This window comes from Gemmatimonas sp. (assembly GCF_021298855.1).
Classification (GTDB): Bacteria; Gemmatimonadota; Gemmatimonadetes; order Gemmatimonadales; family Gemmatimonadaceae; genus Gemmatimonas.
Map to the genome: position 1 here is coordinate 1 of NZ_JAJTHI010000066.1, position 12,696 is coordinate 12,696.

Annotated in this window: 10 protein-coding genes; 5 read left to right on the forward strand and 5 right to left on the reverse strand. The window is 68.8% G+C overall.

Features of this window, described 5'->3' with window-relative positions; all coding sequences use genetic code 11:
• Positions 1-391 precede the first annotated feature (391 nt).
• Both LW840_RS15720 and trxA read left to right on the forward strand, forming a co-directional pair.
• Positions 392-1,603, forward strand: coding sequence for a Fic family protein (locus tag LW840_RS15720; protein ID WP_291277332.1), 1,212 nt, complete (start codon positions 392-394; stop codon positions 1,601-1,603).
• A 388-nt stretch (positions 1,604-1,991) separates the two neighbouring features.
• Positions 1,992-2,336, forward strand: a complete 345-nt coding sequence (trxA, locus tag LW840_RS15725; protein ID WP_291268896.1) for a thioredoxin — start codon at positions 1,992-1,994, stop codon at positions 2,334-2,336.
• A gap of 11 nt (positions 2,337-2,347) precedes the next feature.
• Here the strand turns inward: trxA and LW840_RS15730 are convergent, their stop codons facing one another.
• From LW840_RS15730 to LW840_RS15750, 5 genes are read right to left on the reverse strand one after another with little or no spacing between them, the layout of a single operon-like run.
• Positions 2,348-3,910: an FAD-containing oxidoreductase gene (locus LW840_RS15730; protein ID WP_291277333.1), complete on the reverse strand. Its 1,563-nt coding sequence runs from the start codon at positions 3,908-3,910 to the stop codon at positions 2,348-2,350.
• A 5-nt stretch (positions 3,911-3,915) separates the two neighbouring features.
• A complete protein-coding gene (locus LW840_RS15735) occupies positions 3,916-4,194 on the reverse strand; it encodes a zf-HC2 domain-containing protein (protein ID WP_291277334.1) in 279 nt (92 codons plus the stop codon).
• Positions 4,191-4,781, reverse strand: coding sequence for a sigma-70 family RNA polymerase sigma factor (locus LW840_RS15740; protein ID WP_291266944.1), 591 nt, complete (start codon positions 4,779-4,781; stop codon positions 4,191-4,193). Before LW840_RS15740 ends, LW840_RS15735 begins: the two co-directional genes overlap by 4 nt.
• Positions 4,778-5,380, reverse strand: coding sequence for a CDP-alcohol phosphatidyltransferase family protein (locus LW840_RS15745; RefSeq protein WP_291277335.1), 603 nt, complete (start codon positions 5,378-5,380; stop codon positions 4,778-4,780). Before LW840_RS15745 ends, LW840_RS15740 begins: the two co-directional genes overlap by 4 nt.
• Before the next feature lie 49 nt (positions 5,381-5,429).
• Complete coding sequence (locus LW840_RS15750; protein ID WP_291277336.1) at positions 5,430-8,210, reverse strand: TonB-dependent receptor; 2,781 nt, start codon at positions 8,208-8,210, stop codon at positions 5,430-5,432.
• Positions 8,211-8,344: 134 nt separating this feature from the next.
• On the opposite strand from LW840_RS15750, the gene LW840_RS15755 reads away from it, so the two are divergent.
• The 3 genes from LW840_RS15755 (at position 8,345) to LW840_RS15765 (ending at position 12,520) form a co-directional block, all read left to right on the forward strand.
• Complete coding sequence (locus LW840_RS15755; RefSeq protein ID WP_291277338.1) at positions 8,345-9,766, forward strand: hypothetical protein; 1,422 nt, start codon at positions 8,345-8,347, stop codon at positions 9,764-9,766.
• A complete protein-coding gene (locus tag LW840_RS15760; RefSeq protein ID WP_291273510.1) occupies positions 9,763-11,196 on the forward strand; it encodes a DUF547 domain-containing protein in 1,434 nt (477 codons plus the stop codon). Before LW840_RS15755 ends, LW840_RS15760 begins: the two co-directional genes overlap by 4 nt.
• A 1,054-nt stretch (positions 11,197-12,250) precedes the next feature.
• Complete coding sequence (locus LW840_RS15765; RefSeq protein WP_291277337.1) at positions 12,251-12,520, forward strand: helix-turn-helix domain-containing protein; 270 nt, start codon at positions 12,251-12,253, stop codon at positions 12,518-12,520.
• The last annotated feature ends 176 nt before the right edge of the window (positions 12,521-12,696 follow it).

Sequence of the window (12,696 nt, forward strand, 5' to 3'; positions counted from 1 at the left end):
CCGGCAAGGTGTGCGGGCTCAGTGCGAGAAGTTCAGAATAGGGGCGACAGCGGTCTCGAACGTCTGAACGGGTCAAGTCGGCACCCTCCGTGAGACTGAGGGACTGTGGTCGCTCCACTGAGGGACCCCGCGGTCCCAAGCCGGGCATTCTCCTCTGAAGTACGTCTTTGTCCGCCCAACTGGCACAGGACCTGAAAATCCGCGTGTCCGCGGTTCGATTCCGTCCCTCGCCACTGCCCAAGTCCAAGCGGCGCCCTGACTCGGTCGGGGCGCCGTTTTGCGTTCTGGGGAGTGTATTCGGGCGGACAATCTGGGAATAGCGAGCATCTATAGTTTCACTTAGCTTACAAATGAAACTATAAAACTTGCCAAGTTGCACTTCCCCCACCCGATGCCCGGACGATACGAATCACGCATCTGGCAATCCGACGGGACCCGTGATGCCCCGCCTCGCCACCGGCGCGCCTGCCGGTACGAGGTGCACGTACCGGAGCGACTGGGCGCCCTCGAGATCCGTCTCGACGGCGCGCTCGCCGCATTGGTGTCGGAAGCCGAGCAGGCGTTGATCGCACTGAACACTGAAGGTGGCCCCGCGCTCTCCCCGCTGGCGCGGCTGCTCTTGCGCACGGAGTCCATCGCGTCATCGAAGGTCGAAGGGCTGCAGTTGGGCGTCCGCGACCTCGCGCGCGCCGAGGCCAAGGCGGAATCTGGCCCGGCGCCTGGCGCCACAGCGCGGGAAGTGCTGGCCAACATCGACGCGATGGTGCTGGCCGTCGAAAGCGCCGCGGAGCGCGCGCACTTCGACGAAGACGGGATCCTCGCGATCCACCGTCGTCTGCTCGAGCGCACGGCACACCAGCACATCGCCGGGCGCTTTCGCGATTCGCAGAACTGGATCGGCGGCAACAACTACACCCCGTGCGGCGCGGCTTTCGTCCCGCCGTCGCCCGACATGGTGGCGCCGCTCCTGCGCGACCTGTGTCAGACGATCAATACGGACCTCTTCTCACCAGTCGTGCAGGCAGCGCTCGTGCACGCGCAGTTCGAGACGATTCATCCGTTCGACGATGGCAATGGCAGAACGGGGCGCGCGCTCGTGCACGTCGTGTTCAGGCGGCGCGGTATTGCCCGCGAGTTCGTGCCACCGATCAGTGTCGTGTTCGCCGGCGCCCGAGAGCAATACATCGACGGGCTCACGCGCTTCCGGAATGACGGCGATGACGGCGTGCGCGCCTGGATCGAGCACTTTGCCATGGCCACCCGTCGCGCGTCTCGCCTCGCCCGTGCGTACATCGCGCAGGTGCGCCTGCTGCAGGAGGCGTGGCGCACGAAGCTTCGGGCGCAACACGCGGGGCCACGCGCCGATGCCGCGGCGTGGGCGATCATCGACCATCTGCCGGCGCACCCCATGATCTCCGCACCAGTCGCCACGGCGGTGACGCATCGCTCGAAGAGCCGCGTGTACGAAGCCATCGAGCAGCTCACCGCCGCCGGTGTGCTGATCCCGCTGTCGAGCGGCCAGCGCAACCGGTGGTGGGAGGCTGCTGGACTGCTGGATCTGATCGAGCAGCTGGAATCGGGCGAATCATTGGAACTGCCGTAGCCAACCATCTCCGATGCGACAACAGCACGCTGCGACTGAGGGACTGTGGTCGCTCCACTGAGGGACCCTGCAGTCCCAAGCGGGGGCTCCTTCTCTGGCGAACGCCTCTGTGCACCCAAGTGGCACCGGACCTGAGAATCCGCGTGTCGGCGGTTCGATTCCGTCCCAAGCCGCTGCACCAGAACCAAAGCGGCGCCCTGACTCGGTCGGGGCGCCGCTTTGCATTTCCCGATCTCCAGTCGGCCGTCGTCGGCGCCGGCATCGCAGCCCATTGCGATTGGTGGCGCCCCACGATGCACGGGAACTCGGGGGCGGGGCAGGGGCTTGCTGCGGGCAGTCCGCCTCCGCACGGCTGCGGAGACGTCACCACACTCTTTGCGAGGCCCGCATGTCGCAGCCCATCACCACCACCGATCAGACGTTCACGCACGACCTCACCGCGACGCACCCGTTGGCGCTCGTCGACTTCTGGGCGCCATGGTGCGGCCCCTGCCGAGCCCTTGGGCCCGTGGTGGACGCGTTCGCGGCCACCCACCACGACGCGCTCACCGTGGCCAAGCTCAACGTGGACGAGAACCCGCTCACGGCGCAACGCCACGGCGTGCGCTCCATTCCCACGCTGATTCTCTTTCGCGATGGCGAAGAGGTCGCGCGCACGGTGGGCGCCATGCCGGTGGCACGGCTCGAGGCGTGGGTTGCCGAGCAGAGCGCAGCGGTGAACGCCACCCTCTGACGACGCGCCGCTCAGCGGAACGCGCGAAACCAGTAGTCCATCAGGCGGCGCGCGCGCGGGGTGAAGCGCGTGCGCCGCCACGCGTCGGCGGCGCGCCGAAAGACTTCGGCCTGCGTGGGGTACGCGTGAATGGTGCGTCCCACGCCACCGAGCCCGATGCGATTGGTCATGGCGACGGCCATCTCGCCAATCATCTCACCCGCATGACTCGCCACCAGGGTGGCGCCCACGATGCGGTCGGTGCCGGCCGCCAGGTGCACCTTGAGGAACCCGTCGTTCGCGCCGTCGAGCAGCGCCCGGTCGTTGTGCGCGAGATCCACCCGGATGGTCTCGATGGCCACGCCGGCCTGCAGGGCCTCGTCGGCCGTGTGCCCGACGTGGGCCACCTCGGGGTCGGTGTACGTCACGCGCGGCACCACGAGCCGGTCGGCGCGTCCGCCGCCGATGCCGAAGAAGAGCGCATTGGCCACGACGAGCCGCGCATGTGCGTCGGCGACGTGCGTGAACTGCTGCGGGCCGGCGACGTCGCCAATGGCGAACACGCGCCGGTTGGAGGTGCGCAACCGCGCATCCACGGTCACGCCGCGCGGCGTCGCGGCGATGCCGGCCGTCTCGAGTCCGAGCCCGTCCACATTCGGCGTGCGGCCGGCGGCCACGAGCAGTCGGTCGCCCTCGAGGTGGAGCGGCTCACCATTCCCCTCGGCCGCAATCGTGAAGCGTCCTGCCGAGCCGTGCTCGGGGCGGTGTGACACGGCGGTGAGCCGGGCTCCGCTCACCACGCGGACGCCATCGGCCGCCAGCGACGCCGCCACCACGGCGGCGGCATCGTCGTCGTCACGCGGCAGCACCCGCGCGCCGCTGTGCACGATGGTGACACGGCTGCCGAAGCGGGCAAAGGCCTGCGCCATCTCCACGCCGATGGGGCCGCCACCGATGACGAGGAGGTGCTCCGGACGCGCGGTGAGCGTGAAGAGCGTTTCGTTGGTATCGAACGGCGTGTCCGCCAGCCCGGGGATGGCAGGGACGGCGGCGCGCGCGCCGGTGGCGATCACGGCGCGACGGAATCGCAGCGACTGCCCGTTCACGTCGACCATCTCCGGGCCGGTGAAGGTCGCGCTGCCCAGGAAGACGTCCACCCCGAGCGACCGATAGCGCTCCACGCTGTCCACCGGGCTGATGTCGGCCCGTAGTCGGCGCAGGCGGGCCATGACCGCACCGACGTCACCGTCACCACTCAAGACGGGACCACCGAACTCCGCCGCCGCCCGCCGCGCGTGATGCCACGCGCGCGCCGCGCCGATGATCGCCTTGGACGGCACGCACCCTACGTTGAGGCAGTCGCCACCGAAGAGGTGTCGCTCGACGAGGGCCACACGCGCGCCCAGCGCCGCTGCCACCGCCGCCGTGACGAGACCGGCGGTGCCGGCGCCGACGATCACGAGATGGTAGCGGTCGCGGGCCACCGGATCGCGCCAGTCGCGCGGGGCGACGTTGGCGACCAGGCGCGCGTTGTGCTCGTCGTAGGGCGGCAGGGCGACGGACGACGGCCAGTCGTCTGGGGCCGGAGCGGCCATATGCATCACGCCGCGCCGTCGTCGGCGGTGCGCAGCGCCAGCCTGATGCGGTCACTCAGCGCGCTCGTGTCGCCGGCGTCCACGCGGGCCCCGGCCACGGCGGTCTCGAACGCGCGGCGATAGTCGGCGTGCGGACGGCATCGGCTGCAGTCATCGAGGTGGCGTGCGATGGCCATCAGGGTGTCGGAGGTGAGCTGGCGGTCGAGGTAGTCCCACAGCTGACGCATCACCGACTCGCAGTCGAGCATCGATGCCGTTTCACGCATTGATTCGTCGGGCTTCATGAGCGGCGCTCCTCGCCGAGGGAACGTGGACCAACGAGGCCGGAATCCTGGGCATGGGCCTGCAGCGCCTCCTGCAGTAGGCGACGGGCACGAAAGAGGCGCGAGCGGACGGTCCCGATGGGCACACCGAGGATGCCCGCGACGGTCTCGTACGACTGATCGTGCCAGTCCACCAGCACGGCCACTTCGCGATACACCGTCGGCAAGGCCTGCATCGCGCGCCGAATGGCGTCCCGCATTTCGCCCCGTTCGAGTTCGGCCGTCAGGGATGGCAATGCCGCATGCTCGATGGACGCGGCGGCCAGCGACTCGAGTCCCGCATCGTCCACGGCCACCTGTCGTTCGGCGCGCTCGCTCACGCGGTAGTACCGATGCCGCGCGATCGTGAACAGCCACGCGCGTACATCACTGCCGGTTCGGAACTGCTGCCAGTACCGTCGCGCCGCGAGGTAGGTATCCTGCACCAGATCCTCCGCCTCCGCGCGCTCACGGGTGAGCGACAGGGCGAAGCGCATGACGTCTGCGACGACGGGCAGCGCCACGCGCTCGAAATCGTCTGGTGGTGGTGGCGTGTCGGTTGGGGTCATGAGCGAAGGAGGCGTTTGGCGAGCACGGTACGCTGAATGGCGGTGAGCGCAAGCAGCACGATGTACAGATCGAGAATCCAGCGGGCACACACGGGCAGGACGGCGATCGCCACGTACACCGCCGTGGTTTCCCCCGCCTCGGCGAGGCCGGGGGTGAACTGCAGTGACCGATTGCCACCGAGCTGTCGGTCGGCGCGCTCGGCCAACGAGGAGAGGGCCAACGTGGTGGTGATGGCCAGGACGTAGCCGACCAGCACGAGCCCCCAGCGTCCCTGAAGCTCCGGCATGCTCGCGGCGAAGCCCACGGCCATGGCCGAGTACGCGCCCATATCGAGTGTGATGTCGAGATAGCCGCCGTAGAGCGTGGTCCGGTTGGCCTCTCGCGCGAGCAACCCGTCCACGCCGTCGATGATGCGGCTCACGAGCCAGACGGTGATACCCAGGAGCGGTTGGCCTCGCGCCACCAGCCACGCGGCAACCAGCGCCACCCCGAATCCGGTCCAGGTGAGCGCATCCGGGGTGATACCACTGCGCGCCATCCGCGCCACCGGCGCCGCGGCCACACCCGCAAACCTGCGGCGGAACGGTTCATCGATCATGGGTACGCTCGGGGCGCATGCCGTCGGTGGCGGAGACGAGACGCAGCGGTCACTTGCCGAAGGCGTAGCGCAGCGACAGCTGAAACTGACGCGGTGGCGCCGCGCCGAACAGGATGAGCGGATCCCCCGCCGCACCGAACTGAGTGCGGCTGCCCCCGCCGCCGATGCCATTGGCGTAGCCGCCCCAGATGGTGCTGTTGAGGAGGTTGAAGCCGTCGAGGCGGACTTCGAGCCCGGGTGCCCGCTGTCGCAGCGGACGGGCTACGAGACTGGCCGCCAGCGTGAGCGAGCCCGGCAGGCGCTCGGCATTGCGGGCCACCCCCGGAAAACGATCGGCGTTGCCGATGAAGGCATTGCCCCGAATGGGGCCGCTCCCCAGCAGGTCGTAGCGGGCGATGCTGCCATCGGCGTTCACGCGGCCGGCCAGGCGGTTCACGGGGACACCGGTCTGAGCGTCGGCAATGAGGCTGGCGTCGAGCCAGGCGGCGAGTCGCGACACACTGCGAACCGTGAGCCGATGCCGGCGATCATTGTTGGCGTCGGCCCACTCGTCGCTGGTACAGGCGGCACCGGTCACCGCGTCGCGTCGATCGGTGTCGAAGCAGTTGGCCTGCGTGGCGGAGAAGTTGATGTCTTCCGTGTTGTTGCGGGCCTGTGACCACACCCAGTTCGCATCCAGTGCCCAGCGGTCGCCCATGGCGCGACGCACGGCCACGTAGAGCGCGGCATACTGCGCGCGTCCCCCCGACTGCGCGGTGCTTTCACGGCGCACGCCGGTGGTCACCGGATTGCGCAGGCGGCTGGCGTCGCCGGGGCAGGAGACGCTGCTGGTGCAGGGGCGGGGTAGCGTGTCTGCGGGCGTGAGGCGGGCGGCGAGGGGATTGAGATCGGCCATCCACGGCAAGTTGCGCGTCTCGCTCACCACGAGATCGGTGGTCACGCTCCAGCGGGCGCCGAACTGGCGCTGCTGGCCCAGCGTGGCCTGCCAGGCGATGGGCTGTTCGAGCCCCAGCGCGAAGGTGCGGAACAGTTCGCGCGGTACCGACTGCAGTTCGCCGGCGCCGACGTCGGCGGGACGGCGACCGTTGCGGAAGGTCGGTGCCGACGTACCCTCGTAGGTGAGCACGGCGTTGCCGGTGGCCCCCAGCTGGACGGCATCGGAGTAGATGGCATACGGGAAGCGACCGGCGTAGCGACCGACGCTGCCGCGCAGCACGGTCCGCGCGTCGCGCGCCCACACCAGTGACACGCGCGGCTGCACATTGTCGAGATCCGGCGTGCTCTCGCCGCGGGAGGTGAGATCGTCGTAGTCCCAGCGTAGCCCCGTGACAAGGGTGAGCTGCGGCGTCGGGTGCCACACGTCTTCCACGAACGTCGCGTAGAGCGTCTGCGAGAGGTTCACCTGCTGAGGGCGCGCGTCGATGGTGTACGATTGCACGCGCGCGTTGGCCGGGATGTCGCGAATGGAGAGCGGTCGGTCGGTGGGCACCCCGATGTTACCATCGTTGAAGACGACGTAGCTGCCCAACGGATTCGTGCTCGCGGCGGCGAGGCGGAAGCGGCCGTGAATGACGTCGGCGCCGACGCGCAGGCGGTGCGTGCTGCTCAGCTCCGTTTCGATGAGTTCGCGGAGCTGCAGCTGACGCTCGGTAAGGTCGAAGACGAAATTGCTCGACCCCACGATGGCCTGCACAGCCAGATTGGGGGCGAGCACCGTGACCTGCGGGGTGGCGAAGTCGCTGCGTGCCGGCGGGAAGTACCAGTGATAGGTTCCGAACTGCGCGGACAGCGTATTGCTCCAGCGCCCCGTCTGGGCGGTGCTGCGGTGCGTGAGGGCACTGAGTGAGCCGATGCGTCGGGTGGTGATGTCGGCTTCGGGCGTGAGGACGCCGCTGCCATTGCCGGCGCGGTCCACGGCGCTGCCGGCGAGTCGCAGCGTGGTGGTCTGCGTGGGCGACCACCCGTGATCGAGGCGACCGTATCCCTTCACGGTCTGACGCGTTTCGGTGCCGAGGAAGGTGGCGAGCGCCGTGGAGCCGATGCGGTCTTCCTGTTCCTGCGAGTACTCCATGGCGACTGCGCCGAAGGTGCGGCCGGGGCGCACGGCCCCGCGCAACGACCCGCCGAGCTGGAGCCGTTCGAAGCCTTCCTGCCGGCGGTCGAGCGCTTCGGGGGCCGTGCCGAAGGTGCGGGGAATGCGCGCGTCGAGCGGACGGCCGGGCCGCTGATACACGAAGAGATCGCCGCTGGGGCGTGCGGTGCCGGGCGCGGTGGTCATGTTCACCACGCCATCCGGTGTGCGCCCGACGTCCACGCCGTAGCCGTTCACGAGCGCGTCCATGCGGGCGATGGCCCCCAGCGGGACCTCCACGCGCGGCCCGCCGAGGAATCCCTCGTTGTTGTCGAGGCCATCGAGCAGGTACTGCGCATAGAGCGCGTTGCCCCCGTTGAAGGAGAGCCGGGGGGCATCGCCGAAGAAGCCCGTGGCGGGGGCAATGCCCGGCACGTTGTAGAGCAGGGCAATGGGATCGCGCGCATCGGTGGGCAGCGCGCGCACTTCGGCGGCTTCGATGGACCCGCCCGTGGTGGCCCGCTCCCGCGTGAGCAGCGGCCGCGGACGCACGGCGGTCACCCGCACCGAGTCGAGTTGGGAGCCACGCTGGGCGTCGCGCTGCGCGCTGTCGGGCTGCGGGCGCGATGGCCGCGTGTCCTGTGCCGCTGCCACGTGCGGGGCGGCGACGAGCGCGCCAGCGGCAAGCACTCCGGTGAGCACCGTCGCCCGCATCGGCGACGACCGGTGCCTGGCGCGAAACGAGGGGGAACCATTCATGAGGAGTGAGTCTTGCCGGTCGTGAGGGTGGGCAGGCCATCGCCGCGGCGACCTGTCCGTGTCGTGGGCAGCAAGACCCCACCTCGCCGGATGGTTCCCGGCGCGCGGCTCTCGTTCTTCTTTCCCTGGTGCGCATGCCCCTGACCCTCTCCGATGCGCTGGCGTTCCTGCTGCTCCTCGCCATCCTGGCGGCGGTGGGGTGGCGCGGGACGTCTTCAGCCGCCGACTACACCGTGGCGTCGCGCGACCTTGGCTTCGGGCCGCTGGTGGCCACGCTGGTCATGACCGAGTTCAACACCAGCACCCTGATGGCCTTTGCCGCCACCGGCTACGCCGCCGGGCCCATGGCCCTCGCGCTACCGGCGGTGTTTCTCGTGGGCCTCTCGTTCTATACGCTCACGGTGGCGCGCGCCTGGAAGCGGTTCGACCGGTTATCGGTGGCCGAGCTGTTCACCGTGCGCTACGGCCGCGCCGTGGGGCGCACGGCGTCGGCGATGCTGCTGCTGGCCATGGTCGGGTTCACCTCGACCTACGTGAAATCGTTGGCCCTGCTCTTTCGTCCGCTGGCACCGGCTGCGCTGTCCACGCCGGCGCTGGCCGCGGTGCTGACGCTGATCGTCCTGTCGGCCGTGCTGCCGGGTGGTCTCGTGTCGGTGGTGCGAGCCGATGTGGTGGGGTTCCTCGCCACGGTGCTTCTGTTGCCGCTGCTGCTGCTGCACGGGCAGGAGGCCAGCACGGCCGCGGGCGGCCTGGCAATGGTGTTCCGTGCGGAGCAGCGAGTGGTGAACCCCGTGGCGCAGTGGGCCGACCCCGCGCTGCCCACGCGGTTCGTGATGACGCTCGTGGTGCTCACCTGCTTCACCTACATCGCCGCCCCGTGGTACGGGCAGAAGATCTTCGCGGCGCGCAATGAACGCATCGCATTCCGCGCCGTCGGCGCGAGCGCGCTGCTGGTGTTCCTGCTGTACGGCGTGGTGGTGTTGGCTGCCGCGCACCTGCGGGTGATCGAGCCTGCGCTGACCGACGCGCAGCTGGCGGTGCCCACGATGATCGCGCGGTGGTTGCCGGCCGGCCTGCGCGGGCTGGGATTCGCTGTGCTCTTTGCTGCCGCTCTCACCACGCTGGCGGGCGTGTGGAGCGCCATGGCCACCATGCTGGCCGCCGACTTCGGTGGCGAACGGCTGCAATCGGTGCGGGCGCAGCGCGGGCTGCTCGTGCTGCTGGCGCTGGTGAGCTGGCTGGGCGGGACGCTGCTGGTGGACCGGATTCTCGATCGCCTCATTCTCGCCAACATTCCCATCGTGGCGCTGAGCTTCGCGCTGCTGGCGGGATTCCACTGGTCGCGGGCCACCACGGCTGCCGCATGGAGCAGCATGGCGGTCGGCATGCTGTGGGGCGTGGGCTGCTTCGTGGTGGTCGGTGAGGCGGGCGGCTATACGTGGCCGTGGGCGATGTACGGCATTCCGCTCGTCTTCGCGACGGGCATCACGGTGTCCCTGTTCACCTCGCCCCGCATGCCGTTGCCGCGGGCCTCGCGCACGGAGGCCAGCGCATGACACCGCGCGGGAAGCTGCTGCTGTTCGTCGGCCTTCTGGTGGCCGTGTGGGCCGGCGCGCGTGCGTTGGGGGTGTTCGACGCGCTGGAGCCGGCCCGCCTGGCCGAGTCCATACGACAGGCGCGCGTCGTGCCGTGGGCGCCGGCGGCGTTCGTGCTCGTGTACGCCGTGGTGGCGTCGCTCGGCCTGCCCGCGACTCCGCTCACGCTGGCCGGCGGCGCGCTGTTCGGACCGTGGTGGGGGACCGGTGCCAACTGGCTGGCGGCCACGTTGGGGGCAACCGGCGCGTATATGCTGGCGCAGCGTCTGGGGCGTGACGCGGTGCGCACGCTGCTCGGCAAGCGGGCGGCCTCGCTGGACCGATTCGCCGGCAATGCGGCGTTCACCGGGATGCTGCGTCTTCGTCTGCTGCCGCTGGTGCCCTTCAACGCGCTCAACTTCGGAGCGGGGCTGGCCGGGGTGCGCCCACTTGCGTATGTGGCGTCCACGGCGCTCGGTATTCTGCCGGGTACCGCGGTGTACACGGCCTTCGCCGATGCGCTGCTGGCCGGCGTGGACGGCGCGCGCGAGGCGGCCTTCGTGCGTGTCGCCATTGCGGGCGGGCTGCTGGTGGCGCTGTCGTTCGCGCCGATGCTCGCGCGTCGGGTGGGGTGGCTGGCACTTCTGTTCACGACGTGGTCATTCGCTGGGATCGCGCCCGTGCGGCTCGCGGCCCAGCGCGCCCCGGCCGTGATGGACCACGCGGCCTTCGACGCGTTGCTGCGGGCGCACGTGACCGCGGACGGACTCGTGGACTACGAGGCTTTCGCGCGCGCGGCTTCGTTCGCGCCGTACCTGCAGGCGCTCGCGGCCACCGATCCCTCGCCGTGGCCGCGCGCCGACCAGCTGGCCTACTGGATCAACGTGTACAACGCCTACACGATTCATCTCATCAACAGCCGGGGTGAGCAGCGTTCGATTCGCAACATCAACAAGCGATTCGGGGTGACGCTCAAGAGCCCGTGGGCGGAACCGGTGGTGCGCGCCGCCGGGCGCACCCTCACGCTCGACGATGTGGAGCACCGGATCATCCGGCCCACGTTCGGGGATGCGCGCATTCATGTGGCGCTCGTGTGCGCCGCCAAGGGGTGTCCGCCACTGCGTACCGAGGCGTTCACCGGCGCGCGACTCGAGGCCCAGCTTGATGACCAGGCGCGCCGCTTTCTCGCCACCGTTGCGAAGAATCGCGTGGATGTGGCCAACGGTGTGGTGTACGGGTCGCCGATCTTCACGTGGTACCGTGACGATTTCGGCGGCACGCTGGCCGGCGTGGGGCGCTTCTGGGCGCGATACGTGTCGGATCCGCCGGCGCGCGCGCTGCTGTCGGCGGGGCAGTTCCGCTGGGAGGATACGCCGTACGACTGGTCACTCAATGCGCAGCCGCGGCGTTAGCAGGATGCTGAAAAGCTGGCGTCGCCGCTGGTGTGACGCCAGCGTTCTTGTATACTGGCGCGACTTGAGCCAGAGGGGAGCAATGCGAGGGGACGAGCGCGTGCAGGGGATGATGTTTGCGACGGTGCTGCTCGAGGATCGGGTGCCGGCCGACCATCCGCTCCGAGCGATCCGCCGCTTGGGGGATCCGATCCTGCGCGACCTCTCGCCGCAATTCGAGGCGCTCTCCAGTCTGACCGGGCGGCCGTCGATTCCGCCGGAGCCGCGGCTCCGCGCGCTGTTGCTCCAGCTGCTCTACTCGATTCGGAGCGAGCGGCAGCTGGTGGAGCCGCGCGAGTACAAGCTGCTGTATCGGTGGTTCGTCGGCCTCGACCTGGAGGCGTCGGCGTGGCGCGCCACCACGGTCACGAGGAATCGGCAGCGCCTGCTCGACGGGGACATCGCGAGCCGGTTTCTGGCGCGCATGGTCGCCACGGCGGAGCAGGCACGCCTGCTCTCGCGCGAGCACTGTTCCGTTAATGGTACGCTGCTCGAGGCGTGGGTGAGTCAGAAGCGCGTGCGACCGAACGACGACGACTCGGATCGCCCCGTCGATCCGGGCAATGACGGAGGTGAGTGTCCACGGCCAGAGGCGGTCCAATGCGACGCATCGCTCGGTAACGGATGGGGATCAGATGCTTGGCATTCACCTCGGCTCTCATGGGGTAGTAGCCGAGCGCCTGGTGATGGGGATACGCGTGGCGCAGCGCATCAAGCGTGTCGCAGAGCTCGGCAACCGAGACGCTCTCCTCCAATCCTATCCACGACATGTCGATAGGCATGCAAGACATGTAGGGGGCCCCGGCATAGGCTGGGCGGACGGCGATGTCATAGAAGGGGATGAATAGAAACCTAAAGATTGCTTTCCTGTAAATGTATCTTTAGGTTTCTTTGTCGTTTATCCATACATTGCTTTGTTTGATAGAAACTCATGCGCTTCTATCAAACAGAGAAATCTATTGATTTCAAATGAAGACACCCATATATATCTAAATAACGCAACTTGGACTCTTCGATGGCTGACTATCCAATCGCGAATGGTGAGCAACTCCGCGCGTACCTGCGCGCGCTGCGGAAAACGCGGGGCATGACCCAACAAGATCTCGCGAACCGACTGGGCGTGACGCGTCCGCGCGTATGGAAAATCGAGCAGGCCCCGGGAGATGTGACGCTCACCAACCTGCTCTCCGTGCTCACAGCGCTCGGGGTGCAGCTGACCATTCATGATCCCCAGGCCCCCCCCCAGGACGCGGCCATCCCCACTCCGCGAGGGAGTTGGGAATGACCAAGCGGCGGGCACAGACGCGCGCGCTCGCCGTGTGGATGAACGGCGAAAAGGTGGGGGAATGGCGAGGCGGCGCAACGCCGCGGACAGAGTTCATCTACGATGACTCCTGGTGGACGTCCGGAAAGGCGCGCCCTCTCTCCTTGTCCTTGCCGCGCTTGCCGGGGAACGTCGCC